This is a genomic window from Nitrospira moscoviensis (genome assembly GCF_001273775.1).
GTDB lineage: Bacteria > Nitrospirota > Nitrospiria > Nitrospirales > Nitrospiraceae > Nitrospira_D > Nitrospira_D moscoviensis.
In genome coordinates this window covers 1-16,889 of sequence record NZ_CP011801.1, presented here as the reverse complement: position 1 = coordinate 16,889, position 16,889 = coordinate 1, and the positions used below count along the sequence as shown (strand labels likewise).

The 16,889-nt window shown below is 62.0% G+C and carries 17 protein-coding genes; 2 read left to right on the top strand and 15 right to left on the bottom strand.

The window, feature by feature from the left end:
• Positions 1 to 51: 51 nt before the first annotated feature.
• The 8 genes from NITMOv2_RS00080 to NITMOv2_RS00050 all read right to left on the bottom strand — a co-directional run bounded on the left by NITMOv2_RS00080 (position 52) and on the right by NITMOv2_RS00050 (position 5,877).
• Positions 52 to 345 carry a protein kinase family protein gene (locus NITMOv2_RS00080; protein WP_053377961.1) on the bottom strand — a complete coding sequence of 98 codons (294 nt, stop codon included), beginning with the start codon at positions 343 to 345 and terminating at the stop codon, positions 52 to 54.
• Between the two features lie 26 nt (positions 346 to 371).
• Positions 372 to 539 carry a hypothetical protein gene (locus tag NITMOv2_RS23710; RefSeq protein WP_187299313.1) on the bottom strand — a complete coding sequence of 56 codons (168 nt, stop codon included), beginning with the start codon at positions 537 to 539 and terminating at the stop codon, positions 372 to 374.
• Between the two features lie 268 nt (positions 540 to 807).
• Positions 808 to 2,901: a sigma-54-dependent Fis family transcriptional regulator gene (locus NITMOv2_RS00075; RefSeq protein ID WP_053377960.1), complete on the bottom strand. Its 2,094-nt coding sequence runs from the start codon at positions 2,899 to 2,901 to the stop codon at positions 808 to 810.
• A gap of 59 nt (positions 2,902 to 2,960) precedes the next feature.
• A complete protein-coding gene (locus NITMOv2_RS00070; protein WP_053377959.1) occupies positions 2,961 to 3,407 on the bottom strand; it encodes a VOC family protein in 447 nt (148 codons plus the stop codon).
• Positions 3,404 to 3,835: a VOC family protein gene (locus NITMOv2_RS00065; RefSeq protein WP_053377958.1), complete on the bottom strand. Its 432-nt coding sequence runs from the start codon at positions 3,833 to 3,835 to the stop codon at positions 3,404 to 3,406. The genes NITMOv2_RS00070 and NITMOv2_RS00065 overlap by 4 nt, the downstream gene beginning before the upstream one ends.
• A gap of 2 nt (positions 3,836 to 3,837) precedes the next feature.
• Complete coding sequence (locus NITMOv2_RS00060) at positions 3,838 to 4,500, bottom strand: DsbA family oxidoreductase (RefSeq protein ID WP_053377957.1); 663 nt, start codon at positions 4,498 to 4,500, stop codon at positions 3,838 to 3,840.
• The gene (locus NITMOv2_RS00055) at positions 4,497 to 5,360 is read right to left on the bottom strand and encodes a pirin family protein (protein ID WP_145976481.1); all 864 of its coding nucleotides are present in this window, start codon (positions 5,358 to 5,360) and stop codon (positions 4,497 to 4,499) included. The genes NITMOv2_RS00060 and NITMOv2_RS00055 overlap by 4 nt, the downstream gene beginning before the upstream one ends.
• Positions 5,361 to 5,430: 70 nt before the next feature.
• Positions 5,431 to 5,877 carry a DoxX family protein gene (locus tag NITMOv2_RS00050; protein ID WP_053377956.1) on the bottom strand — a complete coding sequence of 149 codons (447 nt, stop codon included), beginning with the start codon at positions 5,875 to 5,877 and terminating at the stop codon, positions 5,431 to 5,433.
• Positions 5,878 to 6,048: 171 nt separating this feature from the next.
• On the opposite strand from NITMOv2_RS00050, the gene NITMOv2_RS00045 reads away from it, so the two are divergent.
• Positions 6,049 to 6,309 carry a hypothetical protein gene (locus tag NITMOv2_RS00045; protein ID WP_053377955.1) on the top strand — a complete coding sequence of 87 codons (261 nt, stop codon included), beginning with the start codon at positions 6,049 to 6,051 and terminating at the stop codon, positions 6,307 to 6,309.
• Here the strand turns inward: NITMOv2_RS00045 and NITMOv2_RS00040 are convergent.
• Together NITMOv2_RS00040 and smpB are read right to left on the bottom strand one after the other, a co-directional pair.
• Complete coding sequence (locus tag NITMOv2_RS00040; protein ID WP_083447607.1) at positions 6,291 to 7,442, bottom strand: DNA methyltransferase; 1,152 nt, start codon at positions 7,440 to 7,442, stop codon at positions 6,291 to 6,293. The two genes, NITMOv2_RS00045 and NITMOv2_RS00040, sit on opposite strands and share 19 nt — an antisense overlap.
• A 94-nt stretch (positions 7,443 to 7,536) precedes the next feature.
• Positions 7,537 to 8,013, bottom strand: a complete 477-nt coding sequence (gene smpB, locus NITMOv2_RS00035) for an SsrA-binding protein SmpB (RefSeq protein ID WP_053377954.1) — start codon at positions 8,011 to 8,013, stop codon at positions 7,537 to 7,539.
• Between the two features lie 56 nt (positions 8,014 to 8,069).
• On the opposite strand from smpB, the gene NITMOv2_RS00030 reads away from it, so the two are divergent.
• Positions 8,070 to 8,537: a DciA family protein gene (locus NITMOv2_RS00030; RefSeq protein ID WP_187299312.1), complete on the top strand. Its 468-nt coding sequence runs from the start codon at positions 8,070 to 8,072 to the stop codon at positions 8,535 to 8,537.
• Here NITMOv2_RS00030 and NITMOv2_RS00025 read toward each other — a convergent pair.
• From NITMOv2_RS00025 to dnaA, 5 genes are all read right to left on the bottom strand, one after another.
• Complete coding sequence (locus NITMOv2_RS00025; protein WP_053377952.1) at positions 8,534 to 9,103, bottom strand: hypothetical protein; 570 nt, start codon at positions 9,101 to 9,103, stop codon at positions 8,534 to 8,536. The two genes, NITMOv2_RS00030 and NITMOv2_RS00025, sit on opposite strands and share 4 nt — an antisense overlap.
• Before the next feature lie 27 nt (positions 9,104 to 9,130).
• Entirely contained in the window at positions 9,131 to 11,605 is a 2,475-nt protein-coding gene (gene gyrA, locus NITMOv2_RS00020; protein WP_053377951.1) for a DNA gyrase subunit A, read from the bottom strand.
• 90 nt (positions 11,606 to 11,695) lie between these two features.
• Positions 11,696 to 14,164 (bottom strand): DNA topoisomerase (ATP-hydrolyzing) subunit B, encoded by a 2,469-nt coding sequence (gene gyrB / locus NITMOv2_RS00015; RefSeq protein ID WP_053377950.1) that lies wholly within the window; start codon positions 14,162 to 14,164, stop codon positions 11,696 to 11,698.
• 26 nt (positions 14,165 to 14,190) lie between these two features.
• Positions 14,191 to 15,318 carry a DNA polymerase III subunit beta gene (gene dnaN, locus NITMOv2_RS00010; protein ID WP_053377949.1) on the bottom strand — a complete coding sequence of 376 codons (1,128 nt, stop codon included), beginning with the start codon at positions 15,316 to 15,318 and terminating at the stop codon, positions 14,191 to 14,193.
• A gap of 23 nt (positions 15,319 to 15,341) precedes the next feature.
• Positions 15,342 to 16,697, bottom strand: coding sequence for a chromosomal replication initiator protein DnaA (gene dnaA, locus NITMOv2_RS00005; RefSeq protein WP_083447606.1), 1,356 nt, complete (start codon positions 16,695 to 16,697; stop codon positions 15,342 to 15,344).
• Positions 16,698 to 16,889: the final 192 nt, after the last annotated feature.

The following is a 16,889-nucleotide window of genomic DNA, read 5'->3' as shown; positions in this document are numbered from 1 at the left end:
CCCCCTGGTTTGCACGATGCCCGGCCTCCGCACCGTGCGTTCGTGTCAGGTTCAATGCCGTCCGGATACCGCGTGACGCAGCGTGAACCGGTCTTGCGCTGCGACCGCGTATCGGATCGCCGGCCGTTCCGATCGTCCATCGCGCGACAAGATGCGGATCTCTTCGATGACTTGTCCGCACTCGGCACAGGTCCAGGCCGTAATGGCCAGCATGCCGCTGTCATCCGTGACGGTCCGGCTCCGCCCTCGCAGGACGGCCGGCTGCCGGTGCCGACACGAACCTCCGGCCAGTGGCACCCAAGACGGCTTGCTCAACGGTTTCATCGGATCGAGTAGGGGCTTCATGACAGTCCTCCTGTACATTGACATGCTCAAAACATCAGGAACCGAGGTTGCAGGCGCCCTGCGCGCCCTCGCCGGACCTGCTCGCGACCCGCCGTGCCTGAGCGCAAAGCCGGTTTCCCGTGAACCAGCCGGCGCTCGTAGTGGATTAGCTTCTTCAGAGTCGCCAGCGCGCCTGCGATGATAAGCAGCGTCATCGCTCCCTCCCTTCGTCCGTCGCTCACGCCGCTCTTACAGCAGAAACTGTTCCCTTGTGACGCACGCGAAGGCTTCATCTCCTAACCCCTCGCGGGGCAAGGACAAATATCTCTCCGGGCTCGCGCCACGCAGGTCTCGATTCGACGCTGTGCCGATCTGCTGGTGCCGACAAGTCGGCGCCCGCCGAAATATGGGCGCCGCGCTACGATGATACGGGTTTCCGTAACGAAAGGAGACCGAGGATGCGGGGAGACGTGTTCCCGGAGGTCAACTGGGTCGCGCGATGCCTAATTTCTGCATTTTCGATTGGAGCGTCGTGCGTTTCATGCCGAGTTTGGCCGCGGCGCCGGCGGGACCGCCGATGACCCAATTCGTCTCGCGCAGGGCCTTGAGAATATGCTCGCGCTCGGCTTGTTCGAGCGTCGCGATGGCGCCGTTCCCGCCGTGCAGCGGCTGCGAGGGGCGCTTCAGCTCGGCCAAGGGGACGAAAAGATGGCTGCCCGAAGACAGAATGACGGCGCGTTCGATGAAGTTTTCCAGTTCGCGGATATTCCCGCGCCAGTGGTAGGCTTGCATCGCCTTCATGGCGTCCGCCGGGATGGTTTCAATGCGTTTGTTCATGCGAGAGGCGAACTTCTGCGCAAAGTGCCGCACGAGCAACGGGATATCTTCGGCCCGGTCACGCAAGGGCGGCACGGTAATGGGAAACACCTTGAGGCGGTAGTACAAATCGCTGCGGAACTTCTGTTCCTCCACCATCTGGCTGAGATCGCGGTTGGTCGCCGCCACGACCCGGACGTTAACGCGGATCGTACGGGTGCTGCCCAAACGCTCGAATTCCTGCTCCTGCAGCACGCGGAGCAGCTTCACTTGCAGCTCGAGCGGAATGTCGCCGACCTCGTCGAGGAACAGCGTGCCGCCGTCCGCCAGTTCGAACCGGCCGATCTTGGTGGCGATGGCGCCGGTGAAGGCGCCTTTTTCGTGCCCGAACAGCTCGCTTTCCAGCAGACCGGTGGGGATGGCGGCGCAATTGAGCTTCACGAACGTGCGCTCCCGCCGATCGCTCAGATTGTGCAGCGCGCGGGCGATCAATTCTTTGCCGCTGCCGGTTTCTCCCAGGATCAACACCGTGGAATCGGTCTTCGCCACGGTCTGGACCTGTTTGAGGACCTGCCGGAGCGCGCGGCTGTCGCCGACGATCTCTTCGAAGTTGTACTCGGTCTGAATTTCCTCCTCGAGGTACAACTTTTCCTTGGCGAGCTTATCCTTGAGCGCGGCGATTTCCTGGTAGGCCAGCGAGTTGGCGACGGCGAGCGCGATCTGCTTCCCCACTTCGGTGAGCGAGTCCGCATCGGCGGCGGTGAAGGCTTCGTCTTGCAGGCTGCCGACGTTGAGCGCGCCCAGCGGCCGATCGCGCAGCAGCAGCGGCACGCAACAGGCCGACCTGACGCCGGCTGCGACCAGCCGTTTGGATACCGTGCTCTCCGACTGTTCGAGATCCGACCGCTTCAGGAGGACCGCTTTCCGTCCGGTGATGGCTTCCGTGGAGGGACATCCGCAGAGCGTGCAGGTGGTGCCTTCTTCGATGAACCCCTCTTGGCCCGGAAAATCCAGCGCGTACAGCCGGAGCTGGTTGGTGCCCGGATCCAACAGGGTCAGGCTCACGATGTCCGCCTTCAGGACGCGCCGAATGCTGACGGTCAACGAATCGAACAGATCGCGCAATTCGAGATGCGAGGCCACGGCATTGTTGATGTCCAACAACAGATGCAGGCGGTCGCGCTCCTTGGCCAACTGGCGCTGCGCCTCCTGCGCCTCTTCGTAATTCAGGGCGTTCTCCACGGCGATGGCGATCTGCCTGGCGACTTGACTGAGAAATTCCACGTCGCTCTCGCCGAAGGCCCGCGGTTTCAGGCTCCCGAATCCCATCGCTCCCAAACGCCGCATCGCCGTGGTGAGCGGGAAGAGGCAGACGGACTCGACGCCGATTTCCCGCAGCGCCGCCATACCCATCGTAAATCGGGTCTCCTCCGCGAGCGAGGGGATGATGAGGGGCTGCTGGTGGGTCCAGACCCAGCCGCTGGACGACTCTTCGATCGGCAGTTGCAGTCCGTCGAATCTGGTGCTGAGGGGGCCGGCCGAGGCCGTCTCGAGAATGTGCACCCGCATCATGTTGGTCGACGCATTGTGGAGTACCAGGCCGATGAAGTCGAAGGGCGCGACTGCGGGCAGCCGTTGCGCCAGATCGCGAAACAGCGAGGCGAGATCGCGATGACGGGAAATCGCTTCGGAGACCTGCAGCAGGGCGTTCTGTTGCGCACCCGCCGCCGTGTCACAGCCATTGGCGACCGCTTCAGCCATGCCGGTAGTATGCGGAAGCGCCGGCGCTTCCGCAACTGCCGCCTGAGGGCGACGCCCCGTCACAAGCGCAACGGCTTGATCGGGGAGACGACCGTCGACGGGTCGCGTTTCCAGAGCGCTTCGTCGGCGTCCACATAGAGCTCGACTTCGTTGCTGTCCGGGTCGCGCAGATAGAGGCTTTGACTCACGGTGTGATCGCTCATGCCGTCGATCGGGACGCCGGCTTGTTCCAGTTCCCGCTTCGCCTGCCGCAACTCGTCGAGGCTGTCGCCGACCTTGATGCCGATGTGGTAGAGCCCGCGCCGGCGGCCCGCCGGCGGCCCGGGCGCGTCGCCGACTTGAATGAGCAGCAACTCATGGTGTGTGCGTCCGGACGTAAGCGCAGCCGCGGCGCCGTTGAAAATCCGGCCGACTTCTGTGAATCCCAGCAGATCACGGTAGAACGCCAGGGACCGTTCCAGATCCTTCACATAAAAGACGACGTGACCCAAATAATGTGCCTTCATCGTTGTCTCCGGCCCTTGGGTTTTTCAAAGCTGATGCCCGCCTTCTGGACTTCTTGATAGGGGAGCAGCCACACCAGCGATTCGTCGGACAGGTCGCCGACCTGGATGCGGTTGCCCCACGGATCGCGGAAGTCGCAGCGAAAATCCGGATGCAGCTTCAGCTTGTATTTCGCCGTCAGCTTGCGGCGGACTTCCTGAATCTGATCGGCGTCGCGGACCATCAGCCCGAAGTGTTTGACGCGATCCGGCTGGAGCCGCTCCACTTCGAAGATCGCCATGAACTGATGCTCGCCGAGCTGGCACCAGGCCGCGCCTTCGCCGCCTCGCAGCATTTTCAAGCCGAACACGTCCGTGTAGAACTTGACGGCCTGTTTGGCGTCGGTGACTTCGATCGCGATATGGTTGCAGCCATAGACTTGCACGGCCATCGTTACCTCCCTCCGGACAGGCGCGCCTGGTTCTCGCCTTGCGCTTGCCGGATCGCCGAGAGGAAGACCTCCACCGGCTGTGCGCCGGAAAGGCCGTAGGCGCCGCTCAGCACGAAGTAGGGCACGCCGCGGATGCCGAGTCGGAGGCCTTCGGCTTCTTCCGTCCGGACCTCTTCCGTCCCGCCGTCGCCGTCCAGAAACGCAGCGGCCTCCAGACCGGCCCGTTCGGCGAGTTGCGTGAGCACCGACGGCGAGCCGACATCGTCGCCCTCCTCGAAGTAGCCCCGGAACAGCGCTTCCACCACGGCATCCTGTCGATGCTGTGTCGCGGCATACCAGATGAGCCGATGAGCCAAGAACGTATTGGGCGTCCGGCGGATGTTCTCGAACGCGAAGGCGATGCCTTCGGCCTCGCCGGCCGCCAGCACCTGCGCTTCCAGTCGTTGAAACGCCGCGAGGCTGCCGAACTTGGCTTCCAGATAGGCCCGGCGGTCCATCCCCTCCCGCGGGAGGGTGGGATTCAATTCGAAGGGCCGCCAGGCAATCCGGGCCTGCGCCGCGTCGCCGAGCTGGGACAAGGCCCGTTCCAGGCGCCGCTTGCCGACGTAACACCAGGGACAGACAACGTCGGAATAGACCTCGATCGTGAGCCGGCTGTCGGTCATGACAAATGCCCCATTCTCCCGGCTTGGTAGTCCTGCACCGCTTCGATGAGCTCGGCCTTCGTGTTCATGACGAAGGGCCCATAGCGGGCGATCGGCTCGTCGATCGGCTCGCCGCTCATGATCAACAGCCGGGTCTCCTCCAGCGCCTCGATGCCGATGCCCGACCCCTGCCGCTGGTAGAGCACCAACTCGGCTTCTCCGGCCTGCTGGAACCCGTTCACCGTCACACGCCCCTGCAACACGAAGACGGCCGCGTTGTGCCCCTCCGGCAAGGGCAGCGTCATCCGGCCCCCGGCCCGCAGGCGGACGTCATAAAGTTCCACCGGCGTGACGGTGCGAGCCGGCCCCCGGCGCCCATGCACCCTTCCCGCGATGACGCGCAGCACACCGGCGTCCCCTTCCAGTGGGATCGCCGGGATATCGGCATCCAGGATCGACTGATAGCGCGGCGCCGACATCTTCGAGGCGCGCGGCAGATTCACCCACAGCTGGATCGCGCGGAAGGTGCCGCCCCGACGCGCAAACTCCCGCTCGTGCATCTCCTCATGCACCACGCCGGAGGCTGCCGTCATCCACTGCACATCGCCGGGGCCGATCACCCCCGCGTTGCCCGCCGAGTCCCGATGCTCCACACGGCCTTCATAGACGAGCGTGACCGTCTCAAATCCGCGATGCGGATGCTCACCGACGCCGCGCGGATGCTCCGTCGGCCCGAAGTACTGCGGTCCCGCATAATCCAGCATCAGGAACGGGCTCAACTCCCGGTCCAGGTCATTGCTGGGAAACAGATTGCGCACGGGAAATCCGTCACCAACCATGTGTTGGGACCCGGGCTGATAGACGCCCCGGACTTCTTTCATCATCGTCGTTTCCGTAGACATGGTGTGATTCCTTTCTCCCCCGGCACCTGACGCCGGTGGCCTGAGTGTCTTAGTCCAGCCGCGCGGCGATCTCGTGATCCACCGACCAGCGACCGGCCCCGGTCAGGAGCAGCGCAGCGGCGATGCCGATCACCAGCAGATGATACTCGTACCCTTCGCCCTGTTGCTGCCCAGACCAATTCATGAAGAACCCGTGCGGCCAATGGGCCATCGTAATGGCGCCCAGCATGATGACGATCAAGCTCGCCGCATTGAGGCGCGTCAGGAATCCCGCGATCAGGCCCAGACTGCCGAAGAATTCTCCGACGATGACCAGAACGGCGATGATCCAGGGGAGCCCTAGTTTTTCGGTGAAGTAGCCCATGGTGCCGCCGAACCCGAATCCCCCGAACCAGCCGAGCATCTTCTGCGCGCCGTGGGGGAACATCACGATCCCGAGCGTCACACGCAGAATAAGCCCGGCCCACCTCTCGTCTGTCTCAAAGAATCGCCGCATCGCGCACCTCCCGGTTGAGTGACGCCGGAGCAGACTGTATCGCACCACGCCCCGAGCCCTGACGCACAGTATAATAGTTCTAGCTAGAACCAAGTCAAGTGGCTACGAATCACATTTGACTCCGGTACGCGGCGAGCCTACGCTCTCGCCGCCCCTTAAGGTGGGCATTCAATGGCGATTCGGCGCAATACCGTCGCAACCATTGATTGCGCGCACCGTTGGATGTGCGTGTTTGTCTATGAAGTGGATTGCGCGACTGAGCCGGCGCGCAACCGAACACCCATGACCTTTACCGAGGTCTATCTGGGCAAGGTGACGGAAGCTGATTTTCGGAAGAACCCGAGGGGAGAACTGGGCACCCGCACGGCGACATTACATAGAAGTGGAATCGAGAAGCTGCGGAGCAATTGGATTTACAAGTTGAACGAGTGACCGTTGCCGTTCTTGAATGATGCCAGCTTGGGCAACGCTCGTTTCGCCATCTCGAAATAACGCATGTCCTTTTCAACGCCGATGCTGGCGTACCCTGTGGCTTCCGCTGCCGCCAAGGTCGACGCCGCGCCGCAAAACGGATCCAATACCACTCCTTTTCCCAGCGGAAGCACTCCTCGCACCAACACTCGGAGAAACGCCTGGGGCTTCAAGCTCGGATGCGGCGCGAGCATCCGTTCCGATTTGTGCGTCGGCGAAGAAGGGATGACGTCTCCAAACGGCTTGTCAGCGGACGGCCGGCGAAATCCTCCGGTCCCCCACTTCCGCAAGTTGTCCTGCACCCGTCCCTCCAGCGGCTTGCGGAACAACAGCCAGGGCTCCCACATCGAACGGGGCATCACGCTCACGTCGGAAAATTCTTCATGGGCCGCTTTCGGTCTATCCCCGCCCCGCATAGTCATCACCAGCCTGGCGATTTCACCGCGCCTCTCAAGGTCCGCCCGTGCGAGTGCCCCCGACACGACATAAGACAGTAGCGGGTTTGACGCGACGACGACATTCGCCCCGGGCACCAGCACCGGGCTGAGCGCCTCCGCCCATTCGAAAAAAAACGACTCCAGATTCCGCAAGTCTTGAGACGAAAGAACGGTGAATCGGGGAAGCGGCGAGCGCCGGACTCCGTCAAAGGACGGCGGAATGCGCCACACGCCGCCTTTTCCAATTCTCAGTTTCTCTTGTTGCTCTTCGGTGTACTCGAATAGGCCGTAGGGAGGATCGGTGACAACAGCATGAATCGAATTGGCTTCTCGTCTTCTTAACCATTCCAGACAGTCGTCCTTAATGATTGTCGCCCGGCCGAATGAAAAGGTAGGGCGAACAGCGTACTCCGCCGGCGCTTCGCGCGCCGTTCCATTCCCGTGCGTTGCTTTCAACGCGTAATGCGCGCGCGCGGTTCGAACAAAGACCGACGGCGTATTCAGCCGGAGATAGGACCGGACGCTGGAGGTGGCCGATTCTCCGATCAATTGGGTGACGTGTTGTTCGATGGATTGAACGGAAGCCCCCTGGGGATGTGCGGCAAGAACGGTCAGGATCGCATCTCTGACTTCGCCGGGTTTTCGTCTTGTGAGCATGAGTGAGGGGCCGTATCGGTCAGGCGGGCGCTACGCTAGGACGTCCAGACGTCTTTGTCAATGGCGAGGGTCGCTTGGCCCCGGAAGGCGCCGATTACTCGCCTTTCCCCCTCCCTTTGATCGCCCGCTCGACTTCGCGGCCGGCTTCGCGGGCTTTGATGGTCTCCCGCCGGTCGTAGAGCTTTTTGCCCTTCGCCAATCCGAGCTCCACCTTGGCGTGGCCGCGCTTGGAAAAATACATGCGGAGCGGCACGAGCGTCAGGCCCTTCTGCTGCGTCTTCCCCAGGAGTTTGTCGATCTCTTTTTTGTGCAGCAGCAACTTCCGCACGCGCATGGGATCGTGGTTCATGATGTTGCCGTGGCTGTAGGGGCTGATATGGCAGTGGTGTAGAAAGACTTCGCCGTCCTTCACGGAGGCGTAACTATCCTGCAAATTCGCCCGGCCGTCGCGCAACGACTTCACCTCGGTGCCCTGCAGCACCATGCCGGCTTCGAATTTCTCTTCGATGAAATAATCGTGGTACGCCTTGCGATTGGTGACGACCGCTCTGATGGTGTCTTCTTTCGACATGGCATCCTGCGTCTCGGCGCTTGACCGCTCCGGAGCCCGGGACTAACATGCCCGGCATGGCCCGCTCTCATCCGTTGGACTCTTGCGGCGCGATCCTTTCAGGATTGGCCAAGCGACTGGGTCTCGAGCCCCGTTTGGTCGAGCTGCGCCTGCAACATCGATGGCGCGAGATCGTGGGCGAGCCCACCGGTTCGCACACCTGGCCGGATCAGATCCGTTTCAAGAAACTCTATCTTGTCGTGCGCAACTCGGTCTGGCTGCAGCAGCTCACGTTTCTCAAACCGACCCTGCTCGCAAAGATCCAGGCCGAAACGGGACCCGATCTGATCACCGAGATCGTCTTTCGTGTCGGTGAAATCCCCGCTCTCCGAAGCGACGCCCACACCGGATCGGACGCTCCCCCGCCGGCGACCGACGCGGCGCTGGCCGAAGCGCAGGCCCATGCGGCCGCCGTGCAGGATCCGGAACTGCGGGCTCGCCTGACGCAGGTGATGGCCGAGGCCTTCTCGCGAGCCGACCGTTAAGGGCTCGACGGGATCGCGTCCTTGAACAGTTGCCGGGAGTAGGCGGCCGTCGCCGCTGAATCGGGCCCTTCGACGAGCGGCCCGATCCGGCCCTCCGCCTCCGATTCCGTCAAGCGATAGAAGCCCCGCAACGCCCGCCGAAACCCGTCCCGCACCTCCCGATCTTCGCCGGTCAGATACTTGTGCAGAATGTCCGCTTCGGCCCACGCGTCGTGCGTAAAGATGTAGATCGTCATGCGGCGATACCGGCCCTGGGGATCGTCGGGGGTTGTGGGGCGTATTTTCATCGCGCCGAAATTCCGGCGCTCCTGTCCCACCTTGCGAAACCGCTCGATGAGCGTCTCGATTTCGGTATCGCTCGTCCAGGGCGGCACGTGCACGGCCACCGCGGTGCCTTCCTGCGATCCGATGCTGTAGGGTGGAATGGAGCGGTCCGGCCGGCTCAGGTACATGCCGCCCCAGATCAGGGCGAAGGACCCGAAGAAGACCATCAGCGCGAGCTTGACGACCGTATCGAGCGGCTTCTTTTGGGGCGCGGGCCTCGCTGGGGAAATCGGCTGATCCATGGCACGACAGGCGGGTGGCGACGGCGCTCACCCGGCCGGCTCGTCCGCGACGGCATCCTCCCGCTCGACCGTTTCGGCCAGTCGCGCCACCCCCACGACCCGGTCTTCTTCTCCTTCGAGATCGAGGACGCGCACGCCCTGCGTGTTGCGGCCGACTTCCCGGATGTCGTCCACCTTGCAGCGGAGCACTTTGCCTTGCGCCGCCATCAGCATGATCTCATCGCCTTCGCGGACTTGCAGGAAACCCACCGCCGGCCCGTTCTTCTCGGTGGTTTTCACGCTGATGATGCCTTTGCCGCCGCGGCCCTGGACGCGGTACTCGCCCACCGGCGTCCGCTTGCCGTAGCCGCCTTCCGTGACGGTCAGGATCGCCGTGGTGGAATCGGGCGTGATCGTCTCCATGCCGATGACTTCGTTGCCCTCTTCCAAGGTGATGCCTTTGACGCCGTACGCCGTGCGGCCCATGGGACGGACTTCGTCTTCTTTGAACCGGATCGTGATGCCCTGCTTCGTGCCGAGCAGAATCTCGCGCTGGCCGTCCGTCAGGTGGACGCTGATCAGCTTGTCGCCGCCCTCCAAACTGAGCGCGATGATGCCGCCCTGACGTGGATTGCTGTAGGCCGACAGCTCGGTCTTCTTGACCAGGCCTTTCTTGGTCGCCATGACGACAAAGCGATCGTCGCGGAATTCTTTCACGGGCAGGGTGGCCGTGACTTTTTCCGATCCTGACAAGGCGAGCAAATTGACGAGGGCTTTGCCTTTCGCCGCACGGCCCGCTTCCGGGATTTCGTGCACTTTGAGCCAATAGACTTTGCCGGCATCGGTGAAGAAGAGCAGCGTATCGTGCGTGGAGGCGGTGAAGAGCGTCTCGACGAAATCTTCTTCTTTGATCCCCATGCCGATGCGCCCTTTGCCCCCGCGCCGCTGCGCGCGGTAGAGCGACACCGCGTTCCGCTTGATGTAGCCGGTATGGGTGATCGTGACGATGACTTCTTCCTCGGCGATCAGATCCTCGAGGCTGATCTCCGCTTCTTCCTTCACGATCTGCGTGCGCCGATCGTCTTTATAGGCCTCGCGGATTTCCGTCAGCTCGTCCTTGATGATCGTCCGGACCAGCGCCTCGCTCGCGAGCACGGATTTTAAGTATTCGATCTGCTTCAGGACTTCCTGATATTCCTCGATCAGCTTGGCCCGTTCGAGCTGCGTCAGGCGCTGGAGCCGCATGTCGAGAATCGCGTTCGCTTGAATCTCCGTGAGCCCGAACTGCCGCATCAAGCCGGCGCGCGCTTCATCGGGCGACTGCGACCGCCGGATCAGCGCGATGACGGCGTCCAGATTGTCGAGGGCGATCTTCAGGCCCTCGAGGATATGGGCCCGCTCTTCCGCCTTGCGCAGCTCGTACGCCGTCCGGCGGACGACGACTTCACGCCGGTGCTCGATGAAGTGATGCAGGATCTGCTTGAGATTCAGCACTTCTGGACGGTTGTTGACGAGCGCCAGCATGATGACGCCGAAGGTCGTTTCCAGCTGCGTGTGCTTGTACAAATTATTCAGCACGACCAGCGGGATCTCGTTCCGCTTCAGCTCGATGACGACCCGGACCCCTTCCCGGTCCGACGATTCGTCCCGTAAGTCCGAGATGCCCTTGATCCGGTCCTCCTGGATCAGCTCGGCGATCTTTTCGATCAGCTTGGCCTTGTTGACCTGATAGGGGATCTCCGTGACGATCAGCCGTTCCCGCTCCGTCCGCTCGTCGGTTTCGACCACGACTTTCGCGCGCAATTTGAGCAGGCCCCGGCCCGTCTCGTAGGCCTCCTTGATCCCGCTCATCCCATAGATGAAGCCGGCGGTGGGGAAGTCCGGTCCCGGAATCTTCTTCATCAACTGCGGGATGGTCACGTCCGGGTTCTCCAGCAAGAGAAGCAGCCCGTCGATGACCTCGGCGAGATTGTGTGTCGGAATGTTCGTCGCGTAGCCGACCGCAATGCCGCCCGCTCCGTTGATCAGCAGGTTCGGCACTCTGGTCGGGAGCACCAGCGGCTCCTGCCGGGATTCGTCGTAGTTGGGGCCGAAGTCGACCGTTTCCTTGTCGATGTCCGCCAGCATTTCCTCGGCCAGCTTGGTCATGCGGGCTTCGGTGTACCGCATGGCGGCCGGGGAATCGCCGTCCATCGAGCCATAGTTGCCCTGGCCGTCGACCAGCACGTAGCGCATGTTGAAGTCCTGCGCCATCCGCACGAGCGTGTCGTAGATCGCCGAATCGCCATGGGGATGGTAGTTCCCCATAATCTCGCCGACGATCTTGGCGGACTTGCGGTAGGGCCGGTTCGACGCCAGGCCCATCTCGTTCATGCCGAAGAGGATGCGGCGGTGGACCGGCTTCAGACCATCGCGCACGTCGGGGAGCGCCCGCCCCACGATCACGCTCATGGCGTAATCGAGATAGGAGGACTTCATCTCGTCTTCGATGGCGATTTGGCCTAAACGTTCATCAGGCGGCATCTACAACTCCTAGTGACCAGTGACGCGTGATGAGTGACGCGCATGAGGGCTGGTGTGCCCGCTTCTTGTCATTCGTCACTTGTCACCGCTTTACACGTCCAAGTTCCTGACTTCGAGCGCGTGGGTCTGGATGAAATTGCGGCGCGGCTCGACTTCGTCGCCCATGAGGATCGTGAAGATCTCGTCCACACCGGTGAGGTCTTCCAGGGTGACGCGCAGCAGCGTCCGGGCTTCCGGATTCATGGTCGTTTCCCAGAGCTGCGCCGGATTCATTTCTCCCAAGCCTTTGTAGCGCTGGATGCTCAGTCCCTGCTTGCCCATGTCCAGAATGGCTTTCACCAGCTCGTCGGTCCCATGGTACGGGGTCTCCTGCCCCTTGGCCTTGAGCTTGTACGGCGACCGGCCCAAACCGATGGCCGAGGGGGTCAGCTTCTGCAGCTCGCGGAAATCGGCCGACCCGACCAGTTCATGCGTGACGTCGAGACTGTGCAGCGTTCCGTTCGCGTGCAGGCGGCAGACGACTTTGTTCGATTGATGTTCTTCGTCGTCCACGATCTCGAAGCTCGGGGTCAGTTTGGGATAGACGCCCGCAAGCGTCCGCTTGGCATTATCCACCACCGCCGAGAGGGCGGCGCGGTTCTTCAACAGATCGCGGTCGAGGCCCGGTTCATCGACGAAGACCCGCAGCATCGCCGCCTCGTGCGGCTTCTTGTTGAGCCGGGCCAAGAGCGTTTCGAACGAGATCATCTTCTTCAAGATCGGGAGCAGCCGGCGGCCGGTCACGTAACTCTGGGCGCCTTCCAGATAGACCTCGACATCTTCGACCGCCAGATCGGCCAGATATTCGTTCAGCGACGGTTCATCCTTCAGATAGCGCTCCGTCTTGCCCTTCTTCACTTTGAAGAGGGGCGGCTGGGCGATGTAGACGTAGCCGCGCTCGATCAGCTCCGGCATCTGGCGGAAGAAGAAGGTGAGCAGCAGCGTGCGGATATGACTGCCGTCCACGTCGGCGTCCGTCATGAGGATGATCTTGTGGTACCGGGCTTTCGCGATATCGAACGTATCCTTGTCCCCCTTGTCGCTTTCTTCCCGTTTGCGGCCGATGCCGGTGCCCAGGGCCATGATGAGCGTGCGGATCTCGTCGCTGGTGAGCATCTTGTCGAAGCGGGCCTTCTCGACGTTCAGGATCTTGCCCTTGAGCGGCAGGATGGCCTGGAATTTCCGGTCCCGGCCCTGCTTCGCCGAGCCGCCGGCCGAATCTCCCTCGACGATGTAGAGCTCGCTCATCGCCGGGTCTTTTTCGGAGCAGTCCGCCAGCTTGCCGGGGAGTGAGCCGCCGTCCAGTGCGCTCTTGCGGCGGATGAGTTCCTTGGCTTTCCGGGCCGCCTCCCGTGCGCGCGCCGCATCGACCGCCTTGCCGATGATCTTGCGGGCGACCGGCGGGTTTTCTTCGAAGTAGTTGCCCAGCGCCTCGTTGACGGCGGCTTCGACGACGCCCTTCACTTCGCTGTTGCCCAGCTTCGCCTTGGTCTGGCCTTCGAACTGCGGGTTGCGGACCTTCACGCTCACGACCGCCGTGAGCCCTTCGCGCACGTCGTCGCCGGTCAGCGATTCCGTCTCTTTGAGCAGGTCGTTGGCGTTGGCGTAAGTGTTGATGGTGCGGGTGAGCGCGGCTTTGAAGCCGACCAGATGGGTGCCGCCTTCCTTCGTGTTGATGTTGTTGGCGAAGGAGAACAGATTCTCCGCGTAGCTGTCGTTGTACTGGAGGGCGACCTCCAGAATCATTTCCGCCTTCTCGACCTTGACGTAGATGGGCTTGTGCAGCGGCGTTTTGGCTTCGTTCAAATGCTCGACGAAGGAAATGATGCCGCCCTTGTACAAGAAGATCTGCTCTTTGACCGGCTCTTTGCGCTCGTCCCTGAGCGTAATCTCGAGCCCTTTGTTGAGGAAGGCCAGTTCGCGCAGGCGCTGCGCCAGCACGTCGAAGCTGAAGTCCAGGGTCTCGAAGATCTGGCCGTCCGGTTTGAAGCGGACCTTCGTGCCGCGGCGCTTGGTTTTTCCGGTGCTCTTCAGCGGCGCGCCGGGTTTCCCGCGCTCGTACCGCTGTTCGAAGACCTGGCCGTCCTGCCAGATTTCCAATTCCAGCCATTCCGACAGCGCGTTGACGACCGAGATCCCGACGCCGTGCAAGCCGCCGGACACCGTGTAGGCGCCCTGCTCGAATTTACCGCCGGCGTGCAGCACGGTCAGCGCCACTTCGGCGGCGGATTTCTTCTGGGTCGGGTGCAGGCCAGTGGGGATGCCGCGGCCGTTGTCGACGACCGTCACGCTGCCGTCGATGTGGATCGTGACCTCGATCGTTTCGCCGAACCCCGCCATATGCTCGTCGACGCTGTTGTCGACGACTTCGTAGACCAGGTGGTGCAGGCCGTCCACGCCCGTGCTGCCGATGTACATGGCCGGCCGCTTGCGGACCGCATCGAGCCCTTCGAGGACTTTGATCTGGTCGGCGCTGTAGCTGTCGGACTTCGGCTTGGGTTGAGTGTCTTCGGTGGCCATAGGCTCCTACTCAGTTCAGCATCCGTCTAAATCTTGATCGGCATGACGACACATTTAAAGCCCGGGCTTTCCGGTTCCTGAATCAAACAGGGGCTCAGCGGCGTGTCCATCTGGAGCGAAATCGTCTCGCCGTCCATCACGCTGAACACGTCGAGCAGATAGCGGGCATTGAAGCCCGTGCTCAGCGCCTCACCTTCGTACCGCGCGGTCAATTCTTCGGTGGCTTCTCCGAAATCCGGGTTGCTGGAGAACAGCGTCATTTTGCCGGACCCGAACGATACCTTCACGGCGTTGGCCTTGTCTTTCGAGAGCACCGACACGCGTCGCAGCGCGCTTTCCAATTCGGTGCGGTTCACGCTGATCTTCCTGCCGCCTTCTTTCGGAATGACTTGCTGGTAGTTCGGATAATTCCCTTCCATCAACCGCGAGGTCAGCAGCAGCCCGCTTTTGCGGAAGATCATCAGATTCTTGGTGAACCCGATCAACGGCTCGCCGTCGCCGCCCTCTTCCAACAGGCGCCGCATCTCCTGCGCCGCTTTCTTCGGGATGATGGCTTTGATCTCCTGCGGCCCCGTCTTGCTGCCCGTCTTGCTCACTTCCTGTTCGGCGACGGCCAACCGATGGCCGTCGGTGCCGACCAGGCGGAGGGAGGTTTTCTTCTCCGTCATGACGAGCGTGACGAGCAGTCCGTTCAGGATGTACCGGGCGTCGTTGTCGCCGGCGGCGAAGAGCGTCTTCCGGATCAGCTCCAGCAGACCCTCGCCGGCCAGCGGCGTGAGGCCCTCCCGCTCAATGGCCGGCAGCGCCGGATATTCCGCGCTCGGCAGACCGACCACCTTGAACTGGCTTTTTCCGGCTTGGATCGTCGTCCAATTATTGTCGCCGGCGGTCAATTCAATGTCCCCCGCCGGAAGTTCTTTGATGATCTCATAGAGCTTGCGGGCCGACACCGTCACGCCGCCGGGTTGGAGGACCGTCGCTTTGTACAGGCCCCGCATGCCGATTTCGAGATCCGTCGCGACGATCTCCGCCCCTTCCTGCTTGGCCTCCAGTAGAATGTTGGAGAGAATCGGCATCGTGTTGCGCTTCTCGACGACTCCTTGCACCCGCTGGAGTCCGGTCAGCAGTTCGTCCCGCCCAATGCGTACTTTCATGGCGCGTTCTCCCTTGGAGGCCCCTAACTGCGCAGAATCTGTTCCTTCAAGCTTTCCAGCGTCTGATGCAGCGCGTGGTCGCTCTCTTTCGCCTTGGCCACCTGACGGCAGGCGTGAATGATGGTGGTATGGTCCTTGCCGCCGAAATGCCGTCCGATCTCCGGATACGACGCATCGGTCAGCTCGCGGCAGAGATACATGGCGATCTGGCGCGGATGCACCAGCGTTTTGCTGCGACGGCGGGACTTCAGTTCCGTCATCTTCACATGGAACTGCGCACAGACCGCTTCCTGGATGTCTTCCATGGCGACGACCTTCTTTTTGTCGCCGATCAGATCGCGCAAGACGGTCTTGGCCATCTCCAGCGTGATGACCTGGCCGGTGAGCGAGGCATAGGCGCCCAGCCGCACCAAACTGCCTTCCAACTCCCGGATGTTGCTCTTCATCGTCGTGGACAGGAACTGAATGACGTCCTCCGGCAGCGTGACACCCTCGTCCTCGGACTTCTTTCGCAGAATGGCGATGCGCGTCTCGACATCGGGCGGCTGCAGGTCCGCGATGAGACCCCATTCGAACCGGGAGCGGAGGCGCTCCTCGATGTCGGGCATGTCTTTCGGAAACCGGTCGCTCGACAGGACGATCTGTTTGTGGGCTTCGTACAGGGCATTGAATGTGTGGAAGAACTCCTCCTGCGTGCGCTCCTTCCCGGCCAGGAATTGAATGTCGTCGATCATCAGCATGTCGATGTGCCGGTAGCGTTTGCGGAGGTCCATCATCTTGTCGTAGCGGATCGAGTTGATGACTTCGTTGGTGAACTGTTCCGTCGTCAGGTACGCGATGCGCAGATCGGTGTGTTCGGCGACGTGGTTGCCGATCGCGTTGAGCAGGTGTGTCTTCCCCAAGCCCACGCCGCCGTAGATGAACAGCGGATTGTAGGCCTTGCCGGGCTGCTCGGCGACCGCCATACAAGCCGCATGGGCAAATTGATTGCCGGCGCCGACCACGAAATTCTTGAACGTATACTTCGGGTTAAGTTGAATGCCGCGACGAGGCTTGGCCGGACTCGCCGCTTTTGCAGCATTCAAGACCGCCTGAGGTTCCACGGGCCGGGCCGGCGATTTCTGGAAGACGACGAAGTTCACCGCCAGGTCGCCGCCGCCTCTGGCCGTCGCAACGGCCTCCGCAAGCAGAGGTCCATAGTGAGTATGGAGCCAGTCTCCGAAAAACTTATTGGGGACGCCGATATGGGCGGTGGAGTTTTCGATCCGATCCAGATGAACGGGGGTAAACCAGGTGTCGTAGACCTGCTTGGGGACCTTCCCCTGGATGTAATGCAGCGCCTCTTGCCACACCGTATCGACACTCATAAATCGTGACATTCCATATGCACACGCTTAATACACAGGCTTATTCACACCTGTGGATAACCTCGATCCTTCCTTCTCCGTCCGGGGCCTTTTCAGGACCGGCGGCGGAGGTCAATAACACGTTGCCTCGGGTCTTGTCGAGTCACCGGGATCTAGAGACCAGCCTCTCGCCAGTCTCTCTACAGGGAGTCATCCGGTTCTCCA